The following is a 15,220-nucleotide window of genomic DNA, read 5'->3' on the forward strand; positions in this document are numbered from 1 at the left end:
CGCTGCGGGGATGGACGCGCGAACAGCGCGCTGGAGCCATGCGTGCGGAACTCGGAGGCGGCAGCCACGCCGCCTCGGCGCAGGCTCAACGCGGACGCGCCTGGCGTTGGGTCGGTGGCACGACCGATGCGTCCGGGTCGACCCGCTGCGGCGCGAGCGGCGAGGGTTCGACGCGCGCCGGCCCGCGCTCGATCACCTCGATGTCGGGTGCATCCCAGCCGCCGCCGACCTGGTACAGGGTGCGATTCATCTGCTTCATCGGCCGCTGCAGTACCGCCTGCGCGACGGCACCCACCGCCGCACCCGCAGGCCCCGCGGTCAGCGCACCCAAGGCCGGCAGCACGCTGCCGGTGCGCGGCAGCACTTCCACCTGCAGGCTGTAGTCGCGCGCCGCCAGCCCGGTGCGGCCGCTGAGCTTGATCTCGGCCGCCGGGCCATCGATACGCAGGTTGTCGGTCATCGCATTGCCGCCCGCGAGCTGGAAGCTGCCCTCGATGGAATTGAAGGCAAGCCCGGCGCGGAAGAAGTCGCTGAAATCCAGCGCCAGCCGGCGCGGAATCTCGGCCAGGCTGAGCAGGCCGAGGAAGCGCCCGGCGCCGGGCTCAAGCTCTGGCACCCTGCCCTTGCCGACGGTGATCCGCAGCTGGCCGTCGGCGGCGGCGAAAGCGAAGTTGGCCGGGCCGCCGCGCCAGCGCAGGTCCATGTCGGCGCGGGTCTTGCCGCCCTCGACCAGCGGCGCCATGCCGAAGGCCTGCAGCATGCGGCCGAGGTCATCACCGCTGAAGCCGATGGTGAAGCGGCTTTCGCTGCCCTCAAGGCTGCGGCTCCAGTCGCCGCGGATATCGACCGACAGATCCGCCGAGCGCGTTTGCAGGCGCTCGACCAGCTGGCCGTCCGGGCCGCGCCGGGTCAGCAGCTCAAGTCGGCCCAGATGCGCCTTGCCGAAGCGCGCGTCGTCGATCACCACATCCAGCGCGGGCATGGCGGTGGGGTCCGGCTCTGCGACGACTTTCGCTGGCGTGCCCGGTGCTTGTTCAGGGCCGGGCGGCCAGTACAGACGCTGCATGCGCACGCTGACCGGTTCGCTGAAAACCGCGGGCCAGATCACTTCGCCCTCGGCCGATGGCCCCTGCAGGCGCAGGCGACGCTGGCCATTGTCTTCGGTGTGCACCGACACCCGCTGATCGGACAGGCCGCGCTCACCCAGGCTGAGCAGGCCGGTTTCGATATCGATGTCGCCAATCCGGAGGCCATCGCCATTGCCGCCCATGGCGAGCGCGATCCAGGCCGGTGCGTCCAGGGTCGAGGTGCTGCCGCTGATGTTCAAACCCGCCGCAGGCAGCTCGCCGGACGTCTCGGCGCCGAACGCGGCGACGCCACGGAACTCGGCCGAGGTGGCACCGGTCAGGCCGCGCAGCCGCAGCAGTCGCCCGAGGCGCAGATCCAGAATGCCTTGATCGGCTGGCAGCTCGAAGCGCAGGTCCAGCGGCAGCGCGCCGTCGGCCGGCTTGCGCAGCGGCGCCGGCAAACGCAGTGCAACTCCGCGTAAATCCGAGCGCACCCGTAGCACGCTGGGCGCTGCAGCGGGTGGCTGTGGGTCGGGCACGGCATTCGCGAAAGCCGGCTGCGAATCCGCCAATGCCGCCGACGCCGGCGCCCGTGGCAGGGATTCAGCAACTGCCTCGGGCGCTCGTGTGACTGCCTCGTCTGGCCCGGCAACCGCCTTCACCGGCACCGCAAGATCAATCGACCAGCCGGATTCGCCGATCACATAGGGTTCGAGCCAGTGCAGCTCGGGCCGCAGCGCCAGTAGCGATTCGACGCTGAAAGCGCCGCGCAGGCTGGCCTCGAACAGATGGGCGCTGTCCGCGCTGAAGCGGCCAGAGGCCAGGCTGAGGCTGCCGGGCTGGCCGTCGAAGCGCACCCCGAGTTCATCCGCGCTGAAACCATCGCGAGTGAAACGCAGGCGCCCGCTGGCGCCGCCGAAACGCAGGCCCCACTGAGTGTCGACCAGGTCGGCATCGACCAGATCCGCCTGGCCGTCGAGTTCGAGTTCGCCCAGCTCGCGCTTCAAGGGCGCTCGTATGGTCAGTCGAACGTCCGCGTCACCATCGATGCTGAGCCCGCGCATGGCAGTGCCGAAACGCTTCCACAGTGGGCTTTGCCGCAGCAGACCGAGCAGGCGTTCGCCGCTGGCGCCGCCTTCGAGCTCAAGCTCCAGCACCGGCTGCTTCAAATTGGCGATGCGTCCCCAGGCCCGCGTCACCGGCACCGCCAGCACGCGTGCTGACACTTCGGATTCGATCGACTGGTTCTCGAAGCCGACGTAGCCCTTAAGCCGGGTGCCCATCGGCCAGCCCGGCAGGTAATCGAACACGGTGTCGTCGACCTCGGCACGCGCGATCAGGCGGCCCTCGTTGCCCGCGAACGGCCAGTCGTCGAGGTCGCCCTGCAGCATCACGATGCCGGAGCTGAGACGGCCGTCGACAATCGAAGTCCGCAGCCACTCGACCGTCTTGGGCGGCATCTTGTTGATCACCCAGAAGCGATGGGCAGCGGTGATCGGGCCCGGGTCCACCACCGCGCGCAGATCAACGCTGGGGCGGCTGCCCTGGTCGTCGTTCCACAGCCCGCCGGCAAGAGTCAATCCGTAGTCCGGGCCAACCACGCGCAGCGCGCTGGCTTCGACGTGAATCTTGCCATCCTCGCGCCACAGGTCGACGTGGCCGTCCAGCGCTGCCGGCAGCGGCGCAACCAGGCTGAACGGCGCGTGGACGGTGAAGTCCGGCGCGTTCAGCGTGACTGCCATCGATTCACCGCTCGCCGTGATGCCGGCCGACAGCCCGCTGAAGCCCGGGCGCGCCGCCACTGCATCGATGCCGAGGTCATGCAGCTGCGCTGACAGATCGCGCAGGCTGCCGTCGGCAAACGCCAGTTCCAGGTCTTCAACACGGCCGCGCGGCTCTGCGTGCTGCAGCCAGTCGAGCACCTCCGACTGCAGCGGGGCCAGCACCGTGAGCAGGTGGACGAAAGCGGCGAAGTCGATCTGATCCAGCCGCAGCACCAGGCTGTCCTCACGCCAGCGCAGATCCAGCCCTGACAGCGAGCGCTCATCGCCGGACTGCATCCGCAGCACCGGCACACTCATCCGCCAGCCGTCGCCTTCGCGCTGAAGATGCGCGCGCAGCGACAGTTCGTCGGCCTGGGTAGCGGCCGGAGTCGGACCCTCATCCGGCCGATCAGTGCGGCGCAGCGCCAGCGAACGCACCTCGGCGACGGTGTCGACGTTGGCGATGCGTCCCTCCTCGATGCCCATCCACAGGTCGAGGTCGGCTCGGCCCTGAACCAGACCCAGCCCGACAAGGCTGCTGCCCTGCAGCCATGCCGGCAGATCGAGCTGGCGCGCGCCGAGATGCATGCGACCCGAACCCAGCGAATTGTCGAGATCCGCCACCAGCCGCAGCGGCGGGCTGTCTTCGGCGTGTACCTGCAGCGCGAAGCGGAAGCGTCCGCCAAGGGTGCGCAGACGCGCGTCGATGCGATCGAGCCGAACGTCGAAATCGGCGTAGCGGTCCTCGATCACCAACTGGCCGTCGAACAGCTCGAGCTCGCCGATGCGCTCAAGCTGGGCCAAGGCCTGTTCGATGTTGACGCCAGCGCCGCCGTAGAACCCACGCGCCTGCCACTGGCCCTCGATGCTGCGTGCCAGCTCAAGCCGCAGCCCTTCAACGCGCAGGCTGAGCAGCGGCTGGCCGGGCAACAGACCTGCGTAGACATTGATCCGCAGCCGCGCCGAGCCGATGTCGAGGCCGCTGTCGCCGCTGCCGATGCTGAGGTCGCGCAGATCCAGCAGCGGCCCGCGCCGGCTCCAGCGTGCGCTGACCCCGCTGATGCGGACCGGCTGGCCGATCCGCTGCTCAAGCCAGGCGGCAACCTTGTCCGGATGGCGTTCGATCAGCGGCAGCAGCTGGCTGGCGACGGCCACGGTGACCGCGGCCAGAATGAGCAGCACCGCCGCCGACAGCGCGATCCATCGGCGCAGGCGCCGCAGGCCGCGGCGCAGCGGATGGCTCACAGAAGGACCACGTCGTACTGCTCCTGACTGTAGTTTTCATCGGCCTGGAAGCGGATCGACTTGCCGATGAATTCCTCCAGCTCGGCCACGCCGCTGGACTCCTCTTCCAGAATCCGCGCCACCACCTTGGGCGAGGCCAGCACCAGCAGTTTGCGCGCCTCGAACTGGCGCACCGCGCGGGTGATCTCGCGGAAAATCTCGTAAGTCACGGTCTCGGCGGTCTTCTGGGTGCCGCGCCCACTACAGCTCTGGCACGGCTCGCACAGCTGCCGCTCCAAGCTGTCGATGGTGCGTTTGCGGGTCATCTCGACCAGGCCCAGCGGCGAGAACTCGTACACCGTGGTCTTGGCATGATCACGCGCCAGCGCTTTCTCCAGCTGGCGCAGCACCTGGCGGCGGTGCTCGGGGTCGGTCATGTCGATGAAATCGATGATGATGATCCCGCCCAGATTGCGCAGCCGCAGCTGGCGCGCGACCGCCTGTGCGGCCTCCAGGTTCGTGCGGTAGACGGTTTCCTCCAGGTTCCGGCTGCCCAGGAAGGCGCCGGTGTTGACGTCGACCGTGGTCATCGCCTCGGTCTGATCGATCACCAGATAGCCGCCGGATTTCAGCGGCACCTCCTTCTGCATCGCGCGCTGGATCTCGTCCTCGACGCCATACAGGTCAAAGATCGGGCGTTCGCCGGGGTAGTGCTCGATCCGCTCGACCAGTTCGGGCATGAACTGTCCGGCGAAGCGCAATATCCGCTCGAAGGTTTCGCGCGAATCCACGCGGACCTTTTCGACCTCGCCGTGCAGCAGATCCCGCAGGGCGCGCAGCGGCAGCGACAGGTCTTCGTAGATGCAGCTGCCGACCTTCGCCTGCGCCGAACCGGCCTGGATCGCGTCCCACAGCTTGCCGAGATAGGCCAGATCATCCGCCAGCGCCTCGGCCGACTGGCCGTCGGCATTGGTGCGAACGATGTAGCCCATGCCATTGCCGCCGCTGTGCTCGCCGATGGTGGACTTCAGGCGCGCACGCTCGGCCTCGTCCTCGATCCGCGCCGACACGCCCAGCACCTTGCTGTAGGGCAGCAGCACCAGATAACGCGAAGGAATGCTGAGCTGCGAGGTCAATCGGGCACCCTTGCTGCCGATCGGGTCCTTGACCACCTGCACCACGATCTCCTGGCCTTCACGGACCAACTCGGAGATGGGCGGCGTGGGCGAGGCAATCGCCGGCTCGTCGCCCTCCGGCGGCAGCGGCGTGGGCGTCGGCAGCCGGATGATGTCGGAGGCGTGCAGAAACGCCGCGCGCTGAAGGCCCACTTCGACGAAGGCGGCCTGCATGCCAGGCATCACCCGGATCACCTTGCCCTTGTAGATGTTCCCCACGTAGCCGCGACGCGAGGCCCGCTCGATGTGGACCTCCTGCAGCATGCCGTTTTCGACCACCGCCACGCGGGTTTCGCGCGGGGTGACGTTGATCAGGATTTCTTCAGACAAGAGAACCGCCAAACCGGAGCCAGAGCGCTGCAACTTATAGCCGACCGCGCCTGAACCGGCCAGCGTTGCAATGCACGAACGACCGCTGCAGACATCCAACAAGCTGCGACGGGCTTCAAACCGCGTTGGCGCTGACGCCCTGCATCCGACGCCGGTGGCGAACCGAGGACCATACCGACAGCCCGATCAGAACCACTCCAGCGAGCCCGGTGATGACCTCGGGCACGTGGTGGACCGTGCTCACCAACATCAGCACCGCCAGGATTCCGATCGCGTAGTGGGCGCCGTGCTCCAGATAAATGAAGTTGTCCAAGGTGCCGCGGTTGACCAGATGCACCGTCATCGAGCGCACGAACATCGCGCCGATCGCCAGGCCCAGCATGATGATCACCACATCCTGGGTGATCGCGAACGCACCGATCACGCCGTCAAACGAGAACGAGGCGTCGAGCACTTCCAGATAAATGAAGCCCGCAGCGCCCGAGCGCCGCACCGTCTGCACTGCGGCATCGCCGGCTTCGGCGTCCTCGAAAAACACGTCCAGCGAGCCGATCGCCACGTACAGCAGGATGCCCCAGCCGCCTGCGATCACTGCATCCATGCGCGCTGATTCCGGCAGCAGGTAGTGCAGCAACAGCAGGGCCAGCAGAGCCAGGCCGACATTCACCGAATCGGCGCGGCCGACCGAGGCGAGCCGACTCTCGACGGCGGTGAACCAGTGGGTGTGCTTGTCTGCATCGATCAGAAAATTCAGGAACACCAGCAGCAGGAACATGCCGCCAAAGGCCGCGATCGGCACATGGCTTTCCATCAGGTGCCGCGAGTACTCCGCAGGCGTATCGATCGCCATGTCGATGACTTCAAGCGTGCCGAGGCCCGTCGCCACCGCGACGATCACGATCGGAAACACCAGCCGCATGCCGAACACCGCGATCAGGATGCCGACCGTCAAGAACATCTGACGCCACCACTCATCCATGTCCTTCAACACGCGGGCATTCACCACCGCGTTGTCGAACGAAAGGCTGACCTCCAGGATGCCGAGCATCACCGTTACCGCAAGCGCCACCCACACACCCGCCGGCGTATGCGTTCCCCACCAGGCCGCCAGCCCGAGACAGATCGCGGTGACGAGGAAGGAGTAGCGGAAATCTCTCATGCGTTCGGCATCCGGCAGGGGTCGCACATTCTAGAGGGTTTCATCGGCGGCACCATCGGCCGCCCGAGGCGGGCTTGACGCCCGGCCCGCAGCAGCCGGCGGAACCACTTTGCAATCGGCAGCTCCGCTATCGGCTTGAAGCACTCAGGCACATCACCTGCGCTCCTCAGGGCTGTTGCATTCCGGGCCTGAGACGGCCGTAGCAGTTGAGTGGCAGTTGAACCGCGCGACCGACTGGACAATTCCTCACGTAGCGCTCGGCCGCACGAACACCGCCCTCGCGTCCTCATGCCCCACCGGCATCGACGTATGTTCATGCACGATCTTCCAGGCATCGCCGTCGAAGCGAAGCGCCCAGGTCAATCGATTCTGCATGGCCCTCAGCTCCCGGTCGTCGGGATCAATCGCGGCGTATCTGAACACTGCACTGGCGACCAGCAGCGGTGGGGCGCCGCGGACTTGCACGTCCTCTGCGGTCACGCGGACGCGGTCGTCGCCGAGTGTTGAGAGCCAGCCGTGCAGGCAGGCTCGCCATGCGTCGGCGCCTTCGTAGGACCAGACATTCCAGGCGTCGAAGACACGTGCGTCCGGGTCGTACAGGCGCGTCAGCGCTTCGACGTCGCGGTCGAACACGGCCCGGCGGTAGGACTCGATGACGGCGCCGGCGACTTGGTGGCTTTCGTTCACTGCATTTCTCCTGAGTGATGTTGGCGCCGCTACGAGCGTATCTGGGTGGGATCGGAGACTCTGCGGATCATTCGCGGCTGGCGTGGGGTGGGTCTTGCTGCAATCCGCCGGTGAACACCGCCAGCTGATCGGCGAAGGCGCGTTGGAAGGCTGGGCGGGCTTCACCGCGGGCGACGTAGGCGGCGAGGTTCGGGAATTCGTTGAGCAGGTTGGATCCGCCCAGTCGACGCAGGACGGTCACCATCATCAAGTCACCGGCGCTGAATTCGCCGTCGAGCCACTCAGCGTCGCCGAGGTGGCCGGCGAGATCGTTCAAACGCAGCCGAATGCGGCTTTCGAGCATCGGCAGACGTTCGGCATACCAAGATGTGCCCTGTTCGGTCAGCCGAGCGGATTCGCGTTCGAGAACGGGCGGTTCCACGGTGCTCAGTGCGGCGGACATCCAGCTGATGGCGCGGGCGCGAGCGTTGGAATCCTGCGGCAGCAGCCCGACGTGGCGATCGGCGATGTGAAACACGATGGCGCCGGATTCGAACAGGGCGAGGTCGCCTTGCTCGAAGGTCGGGATCTGGCCGAAGGGATGCAGCCGCCGATGCGCGGGCTCCTTCATGGCGGTGAAGGACAGAAGCCGAACTTCGTAGGGCTGGCCGACTTCTTCCAGCGCCCAGCGCACCGGCATGTCGCGCGCCAGACCCCTGCCCCGATCAGGCGAACGCGCAAAGGCCGTGAGGGTGATGGTCATCGTGGAGCTCCGCTGCCTTGGGCCTGATCAAACGCTTGATCGACGCTGGCTGCGGTGCGCAGCGCAGGGCCTTCGTGCGCGGGTGCGCCAGTTGGTGTGTTCCGCGCGATCATTGAAGTTGATCGAATGAAGCGGGTCGAATCAGACATCGAATCCGGTGATGCGCCCGCCGATGAGTCAGGTGCGTCTTGCAGATGGCGACTTCGGTAGTGCGGGCTTTTTGCAGCGTGGGCGCTGCGGCGCGGTGCGACCAATCTGCTCGGGCTCGCACCGCCGGCTCAGCGCGCAGCCAAGCCAGCACATCCGCGCGGGAACATTCCACACAGCCGCGCTGCGTCGGCTCTCGGTTGCGCATCAGTCGACTGTTTTGCACCGTACCGAAGAACAAAAACGAAAGAGCCCTGTGATTCACAGGGCTCTTCGGGTGCTTCTCGACCAGCAGATGAGGGGTTCGCTAGAACGGAATCTCATCGTCCTCGAAGTTGTCCATCGGCGGCGGCTGACGGCTGGGCGCGGGTGCGCCACCGGCCGGGCCGCGCGGCGCGCGTTGCCCAGTCTCGCCACCGCCACCACCACCACGACTGTATCCACCGCCGCCGGATTCGCGTCCGCCTCCTTCGCTGCGCATGCCACCGCCACCACCTCCCGATGCACCACCCTCACCGGCCTGCCCGGCGCCGAGCATCTGCATTTCGTTGGCGACGATATCGGTGCTGTAGCGCTCGATGCCGTCTTTGTCGGTGTACTTGTCGGTGCGCAGGCTGCCTTCGATGTAGACCTGCCGGCCCTTGCGCAGGTACTCGGCGGCGATCTCGGCCAGGCGGCCGAACATCTTCACGCGGTGCCACTCGGTGCGTTCCTGCATCTGGCCGGTGTTCTTGTCCTTCCAGCTTTCGTTGGTGGCAAGACGGAGCGTGGTGACGGCCGAGCCGGCCGTGGTGTAGCGGGTTTCGGGGTCGGCACCCATCGTGCCGACGATGATGACCTTGTTGATGCCACGGGCCATGCGCTTTGATCCTCGTCTAGGCGGTGAGGCCGCTTGCGGCCAGAAGTTTGGTCAGGTCGCCCTGGGCGACCGTGGCGCGCAGTATAGCGGCACCGGTGCGAGGCGCTTCAGCAGGTAAACCTCGCGGGCTCGGGTAGGAGATCTGCTCGATTCGCGGCATCGCTCACCCGGAGGCCGCGACAGCCGCCGCTATAATCGCGGCATGAACGCCGCCCTCCGAGTCTCCCCTGCCCCCGCCTCCGCGCTGCCCGACATCCAGGCCCTGGTAGCCGCCGACATGGCCGAGGTCAACGGCCTGATCCGCGGGCGCTTGGCCTCCGACGTCTTGCTGATCAATCAGATCAGCGAACACATCATCGCTGCCGGCGGCAAGCGCCTGCGGCCGATGCTGGTGCTGCTGGCCGCACGCGCCCTGGGCTACAGCGGCAGCGACCACATCCAGACTGCGGCCATCATCGAGTTCATCCACACCTCCACCCTGCTGCACGACGACGTGGTGGACGAGTCCGACCTGCGCCGCGGCCGCAAGACAGCGAATGCGCTGTGGGGCAATGCCGCGAGCGTGCTGGTCGGCGATTTTCTGTATTCGCGCAGCTTCCAGCTGATGGTCGAGCTGCAGCGGATGCCGATCATGACCATCCTCGCCAACACCACCAATGCGATTGCCGAGGGTGAGGTGCTGCAGCTGCTGCATGTCCACAACCCGGACACCGATGAGGCGGCGTACTTGCGGGTGATCGAGCGCAAGACCGCGGTGCTGTTTGCTGCGGCCACTCGGTTGGGCGCGGTGCTGGCCGGTGCCGGCTCGGCGCATGAGCGAGCCCTGCACGACTACGGCCTGGCCTTGGGCTATGCGTTCCAGATCGCCGATGACGTGCTCGACTACACCGCCGACGCCAGCGCCCTGGGCAAGAACCTCGGCGACGACTTCGCCGAAGGTAAAGCCACCTTGCCCCTGATCCACGCGATGGCGCATGCAAGCCCGGAGCGGCGCGCACTGCTGGCCAAGGCGGTGCAGGACGGCGATACCGCGGCGATGCCCGAGGTGCTGCAGTGCATCCGTGACTGCGGCAGCCTTGAATACAGCCACGAGATCGCCAAGCGCTATGCGCAAGCCGCGATTGAGTCGCTGGCGAGCCTGCCCGAGAGCCCGCAGCTCGCGGCGCTGCGCGGCTTGGCCCTGTACTCGATCCAGCGCGACTACTGAGAAGCTGCGACGAGTCTCCCCACCCACCGCGCGCGCCGCCGCCCGTGCATGCAAGCGGCGGCGCGCGCTGGCCTCGATTGGCTCAGCCGCCGAAGGCTTCAGCGAAGAAGTCGTCCATCAGGCGATAGGCGCGCTTGGCCGAGCGCTCGTGGTAGGTGCAGCCGGGCGAGTTCGCGTCGGCTTCGGCGAAGCAGTGCACTGCACCGGCGAAGTTGACGAACTGCCAGTCGGCGCCGGCGGCGGTCATTTCCTTTTGCAGCCCGGCGATCTCATCCGCCGATACATAGCTGTCGTCGGCACCGTTCAACACCAGCACGCTGGCCTTGACCTGACCCTCGGCGGCCGGCATCGAGGTACTCAGCCCGCCGTGGAAGGAGACCACGCCGGCGATGTCGTCGCGGCCACTGCGCGCGAGTTCAAGCACGGTCGCGCCGCCGAAGCAGAAGCCAATCGCGCCGATCCTGGTCGGGTCGAAGCCTGCATCGCCGGCTTGAGTCTTCAGCAGATCAACAGCCGCATTCGCGCGGGCACGCAGCACCGCGCGGTCGGCATACATGGCCTGGGCAGCGGCGCCGGCTTCCTGTGCGTTGGCCGGGCGCACAGCGGCGCCGTAGACATCGGTCAGCAGCACGGCGTAACCACGCGTGGCGATCGCCTTGGCCTTGTCAAGCGCCGACGCATTGACGCCCATCCAGTTCGGCACCATCACCAAGCCACCGCGGGCGGGCGCCGCGTTGTCGTGCACGAAATGGCCGCTGTGCGCCACCCCGTCCACTTCCCACTTCAGTTCTCGGGATACCACTTCCGCCCGCGCGACGGCTGAGACGGACAGAACGAGCGCGATGGAGACAAGGACGCGATGCATGGGCGGGCTCCGGAGTCTGATGGCCCTGAAGTGTAGACCCGTTAGGCGTGCTGGCTGTGTCATTGCAGGCCGCGCGCGCCGGCCGCGCTTTCGCACCAGTGCGATGCTGCCGGAGCGACTCAATCCTCGTGGTCGGGGTCCAGCGATCTGGCCTGGATGCGCTGCAGGTAGACATCAAGCTCCTCGACCGAGCGGAAGATCTCGCGCACCGGCACCGCTTTGACGATATCGAACACCTTCTGCACCTGCGGCTGCGGATTCACCACCAGCAGCAGCCCTGCGCGCTCGCCGAGCGCCTTGCGCGCCTTGAAAATCGAGCGCAGCCCAGCGCTGGAGATGTAGCTCACGCCCGAGAGATCAAGCACCAGGGTGGTGATCTCGCTTGACTCCAGCAGCGGCTGAAGGCTGCGATCAAGTTCGAAATAGCTGCTGCTGTCCAGGCGGCCCGAAACCGCCACCTGGGCGCGCCCTTCTGCAGTGTGCTCAACGGTGACCAACAGGCTCATTGCAACTCCAGATCTGATGCGAGTGGGCTCACTCGCCGAGGCCGACACGCGGCAGCCACAGGCTCAGCAGGTTGTGGCGCTCGCTGCGCCGGTAGCGCAACTCCTGCGACAACTGCCGCACCAGCAGCACGCCGAGACCGCCGATGCGGCGATCTGAGATGGGGGCGTCGATGTCAGGCAGGTTCTGTGCCAGCGGATCGAACGCCGAGCCGTCGTCCTCGAATTCCAGCAGCAGACGCTCGTCCTGCACCTCGAAGTGGATCTTCACCGCGATCGTGTGCTGCGCGCTGCCGTGGTTAAGCGCGTTGCTGACCCACTCTTCCGCCACCAGGCGTGCATCCTCACGCGCAGTGGCGCCGACGCCGCGGTGCTCCAGCGCGGCGTCAAGTTCATCCAGCAGCGCGCGCAGGGCGCCTGCTCCCTGTTCGGGCCGCAGCGCAAGGCTGCCGCGCAGGTGGCCCGGTCGCGCCGGCCTGTGCAGGCACAGCACGGTCAGGTCATCCGCAGGCGGCCCGTTGCGATGCTGGGCGACCGCGTGCATCAAGACGTCGATGCAGTTCTGCGCGCTGAGCGGCATCACCTGCAGAAGGGCTTCGCCTAGGCGCTGATCGCCGAAAGCCAACGCTGTTGAATCTTCGGCTTCGGTGACGCCGTCGGTGTACAGCAGCAGTGTGTCACCGAGCCGCAGCTGCAGCGTTGAGCACGGATACTCGGCATCCTCCTCAAACCCCAAGGCGGGGCCGGTCTGAAGTTCAACCGGCTCGATCTGCCCGCCCGCCCGGCGCAGCACGGGTGGATCGTGCCCGGCGCTGCTCAGGCTGACCTCGCCGGAGTCGAGGTCGACCTGCCCGATCAGCACGGTGACAAACATCCCGCCCGGGTTGTCGCGCGCCAGAATCCGGCCGACGCGGGCCAGCACCTGCGAGGGTGACTCACCACGCGTCACCGCGGGCTCCAACAGGGTCATCGTGCGGGCCATGAACAGTGCCGCCGGCACACCCTTGTCGGAAACATCGCCGATGAAGAAGCTCAGCCGCTGGGCATCGACCGGCAACACGTTGAAGAAATCGCCGCCGACCGCGCGCATCGGTTCAAGCAGCGCGGCGATATCAATGCGTTCGCCCAGGCGTGCGAGCTGGCCGCTGGACGGCAGCATCGCCATCTGGATCTCGCGCGCGGCTTCGAGTTCGACCTCGGCGCGCTGGCTCTCGACCCGAGCGGCGGCAAGGTCCTCGCGCAGCGCGGACTCCTTGGCGAACTCGGCCTGCAGTTGGGCGTAGCTGTCACCCAGGCGCTGGCCCAGGCGCAGAAACGAAGCCTCCAGCCGCGCCAGTTCGTGCAGCTGCGAGCGCACCCGGAACCGCTCCGGGTGCGCCGACAGCGCGAGGTGGTCCATGCGTGCGCCGATCTGCTCGATCGGGCGCACCAGCAGGATTCCATAGCGACGCCCGGCCCAGAGCGCCGTCGCCGCGACCACCAGCAGCGCGATTGCGACCACCCACAGATCCAGCAGCGTGCGCTCCAGCAGCACCCTGCGCGGCATCAGGGTAACCACGCGCCAGCCCAGCTCGGTGTTGCTCTCGAACACCAGGCTGTCGCCACCGGGCAGGGCTGGAATCATCGGCGAACGGAACTCCGGCATGCCCACGGGCACATCGCGCAGCAGGCCCTTCGGGGCGCTCGCCAGCACCTCGATCCCCAGCCCTGAACTGGCAAAGGCCACCTTGCCGGCGGGGTCGAGAATCACCAACTCCAAGCCGGGATGATGACGCGCGGCGGCGAATGCGCGCGACAGTGCGTCGAGCCGGATCGCGCCCTGCACCACGCCGGCGAAGCGCGCCCCGGTATCGAGCACGGGAGCCGACACCGCGCACAGCGGATCGGTGCCAAACCCGCGGCCGATGAAGACCTCGGAGATCGCCGGCTCGCCACTGTCGCGCGGCCGACGGAAATAGTTGCGATCCGACACGTCGGTCTGGTGCCACTGTTCGCGCCCGATGCCGGTGCGGCCGTCGAAGGAGCCGGCAATGATCCGGCCGTCGGCATCGGTCACCAGCATGGTCAGCAGCGCCGGAAACGCGGCACGGGTGCGCTCCAGTACATCGATCATGCTCGGTTCGGTCCATGCCCGCGGTGTCTGGTCGCGCAGCAGCGAGGCCACCTGTACGACGGCACTGCGGTGCGCCTGCAGGAACAGATCGAGATCGGCGCTGGCTGAGGTGGCAGCCGCCTGCAGGGCCACTTCGGCCTGCTGCAGACGCACACGGTAGTCCCAGACGCCGGCGCCCAGCCCGAGCACCAGCACCGGCAGCAGGCCGAAGGTGCCGAGCGCCCGGATCAGCACCGTCTGCAGGCTGCGCTGGACTTCTGCGCCTTCGGCAACGGGTGCGGCCTCAGTGTCGGAATCGGCTGTCAAAAACCTGTCGCCTTCTGGGAACGGAATCTGCATTGCGACTCGCGCCTGCGGCGTTGGGAGATCTCGATCTCTCAGGCCCGCCGCGGCGGACGTGGGGCTGCAACCCCCATGCCTGCGCGAACACCGGCCCGAGGCCGGCCGATCCTCCGACCTGTGGACCCGTGCATGCTCATCATCGTCGGCGCCATCCTTGTGACTCTCTGCGTGTTCGGAGGCTTCATGCTGGCCGGCGGCAACATCATGACCGTGGCCGAAGCGGCAGCGATCGAGCTCTTCATCATCGGCGGCGGCGCCTTTGGCGCCTTCGTGGTGGCCAACTCGATGAAGACGTTGAAGGCCAGCATCGCCGGCACGCTGGCCCTGCTGAAGCCCGCCAAATTCCAGCGCCAGGACTACGTCGACCTGCTCAAGATGCTCTACGAGATTCTGCAGAAGATCCGCAAGGACGGACTGATGTCGATCGAGGATCACGTCGAGAATCCGAGCAACAGCGCGATTTTCCAGAAGTACCCGAAGGTGCTGGGCGACCACCATCTGCTCGACTTCACCACCGACTGCCTGCGCCTAATCGTCGGTGGCAACCTCGCTCCGCACGAGCTTGAGGGCCTGCTCGAAGTCGAGCTTGAAACCCACCACAAGGAGGCCCACGGCCCGAGCCACGCGATCCAGAACGTCGCCGACGGCCTGCCCGCGTTCGGCATCGTCGCGGCGGTGCTCGGCATCGTTAAGGTGATGAGCATTGTCGGCGATGCGCCGCCGGCGGTGATCGGGCAAAAGGTCGCTTCGGCCCTGGTCGGCACCTTCCTTGGCATTCTGCTCGGCTACGGCTATGTCGGCCCGGTTGCCAATGCGCTCGGCGCCCGCGCCGACGAAGACAGCAAACCGTTCGAGATCGTCAAGATGGCCTTGATCGCCTACCTGCGCGGCTACCCGCCGCAGGTGGCGATCGAGTTCGCACGCAAACTGCTGTTCAGCGAAGTGCGGCCGAGTTTCCAGGACCTCGAATCCGAACTGAAGGCGGCCAAGTGAGCGCGCGACTGATCTGCCGATCCGGTTCGCAGAGGCAGTTCCGC

The 15,220-nt window shown here is 67.0% G+C and carries 11 protein-coding genes; 2 read left to right on the forward strand and 9 right to left on the reverse strand.

Annotated elements, in window-relative coordinates; genetic code table 11:
* Positions 1-85: 85 nt before the first annotated feature.
* The 6 genes from ACIQ7H_RS02040 to ssb form a co-directional block, all read right to left on the reverse strand.
* Positions 86-4,075 carry a YhdP family protein gene (locus ACIQ7H_RS02040; RefSeq protein WP_395787865.1) on the reverse strand — a complete coding sequence of 1,330 codons (3,990 nt, stop codon included), beginning with the start codon at positions 4,073-4,075 and terminating at the stop codon, positions 86-88.
* Positions 4,072-5,559, reverse strand: a complete 1,488-nt coding sequence (gene rng, locus ACIQ7H_RS02045; RefSeq protein WP_395787867.1) for a ribonuclease G — start codon at positions 5,557-5,559, stop codon at positions 4,072-4,074. The genes ACIQ7H_RS02040 and rng overlap by 4 nt, the downstream gene beginning before the upstream one ends.
* Positions 5,560-5,674: 115 nt before the next feature.
* Positions 5,675-6,718, reverse strand: a complete 1,044-nt coding sequence (locus tag ACIQ7H_RS02050) for a DUF475 domain-containing protein (RefSeq protein WP_395787869.1) — start codon at positions 6,716-6,718, stop codon at positions 5,675-5,677.
* Between the two features lie 246 nt (positions 6,719-6,964).
* Entirely contained in the window at positions 6,965-7,405 is a 441-nt protein-coding gene (locus ACIQ7H_RS02055; RefSeq protein ID WP_395787871.1) for a YybH family protein, read from the reverse strand.
* 67 nt (positions 7,406-7,472) lie between these two features.
* Positions 7,473-8,147 (reverse strand): glutathione S-transferase family protein, encoded by a 675-nt coding sequence (locus ACIQ7H_RS02060; RefSeq protein WP_395787873.1) that lies wholly within the window; start codon positions 8,145-8,147, stop codon positions 7,473-7,475.
* 454 nt (positions 8,148-8,601) lie between these two features.
* Entirely contained in the window at positions 8,602-9,153 is a 552-nt protein-coding gene (gene ssb / locus ACIQ7H_RS02065) for a single-stranded DNA-binding protein (RefSeq protein ID WP_395787875.1), read from the reverse strand.
* Positions 9,154-9,355: 202 nt separating this feature from the next.
* On the opposite strand from ssb, the gene ACIQ7H_RS02070 reads away from it, so the two are divergent.
* Positions 9,356-10,360, forward strand: a complete 1,005-nt coding sequence (locus ACIQ7H_RS02070; RefSeq protein WP_395787877.1) for a polyprenyl synthetase family protein — start codon at positions 9,356-9,358, stop codon at positions 10,358-10,360.
* Between the two features lie 82 nt (positions 10,361-10,442).
* Here the strand turns inward: ACIQ7H_RS02070 and ACIQ7H_RS02075 are convergent, their stop codons facing one another.
* The 3 genes from ACIQ7H_RS02075 to ACIQ7H_RS02085 form a co-directional block, all read right to left on the reverse strand.
* Positions 10,443-11,225, reverse strand: a complete 783-nt coding sequence (locus ACIQ7H_RS02075) for a dienelactone hydrolase family protein (protein WP_395787879.1) — start codon at positions 11,223-11,225, stop codon at positions 10,443-10,445.
* Between the two features lie 119 nt (positions 11,226-11,344).
* Positions 11,345-11,731: an STAS domain-containing protein gene (locus tag ACIQ7H_RS02080; RefSeq protein WP_395787881.1), complete on the reverse strand. Its 387-nt coding sequence runs from the start codon at positions 11,729-11,731 to the stop codon at positions 11,345-11,347.
* Positions 11,732-11,759: 28 nt separating this feature from the next.
* Positions 11,760-14,147: a SpoIIE family protein phosphatase gene (locus tag ACIQ7H_RS02085; RefSeq protein WP_395787883.1), complete on the reverse strand. Its 2,388-nt coding sequence runs from the start codon at positions 14,145-14,147 to the stop codon at positions 11,760-11,762.
* Positions 14,148-14,312: 165 nt separating this feature from the next.
* Between ACIQ7H_RS02085 and motA the strand changes: the two genes are divergently transcribed.
* Complete coding sequence (gene motA, locus ACIQ7H_RS02090) at positions 14,313-15,176, forward strand: flagellar motor stator protein MotA (RefSeq protein ID WP_395787885.1); 864 nt, start codon at positions 14,313-14,315, stop codon at positions 15,174-15,176.
* Positions 15,177-15,220 lie beyond the last annotated feature (44 nt).

The sequence above is a fragment of the Aquimonas sp. genome, from assembly GCF_044377145.1.
Taxonomy (GTDB): Bacteria; Pseudomonadota; Gammaproteobacteria; order Xanthomonadales; family Xanthomonadaceae; genus Aquimonas.

Coding starts and splice junctions, on each gene's coding strand:
- ACIQ7H_RS02070 (WP_395787877.1), top strand. CDS start 9,356: ATGAACGCCGCCCTCCGAGTCTCCCCTGCCCCCGCCTCCGCGCTGCCC.
- ssb (WP_395787875.1), bottom strand. CDS start 9,153: ATGGCCCGTGGCATCAACAAGGTCATCATCGTCGGCACGATGGGTGCC.
- ACIQ7H_RS02060 (WP_395787873.1), bottom strand. CDS start 8,147: ATGACCATCACCCTCACGGCCTTTGCGCGTTCGCCTGATCGGGGCAGG.
- ACIQ7H_RS02050 (WP_395787869.1), bottom strand. CDS start 6,718: ATGAGAGATTTCCGCTACTCCTTCCTCGTCACCGCGATCTGTCTCGGG.
- motA (WP_395787885.1), top strand. CDS start 14,313: ATGCTCATCATCGTCGGCGCCATCCTTGTGACTCTCTGCGTGTTCGGA.
- ACIQ7H_RS02075 (WP_395787879.1), bottom strand. CDS start 11,225: ATGCATCGCGTCCTTGTCTCCATCGCGCTCGTTCTGTCCGTCTCAGCC.
- ACIQ7H_RS02080 (WP_395787881.1), bottom strand. CDS start 11,731: ATGAGCCTGTTGGTCACCGTTGAGCACACTGCAGAAGGGCGCGCCCAG.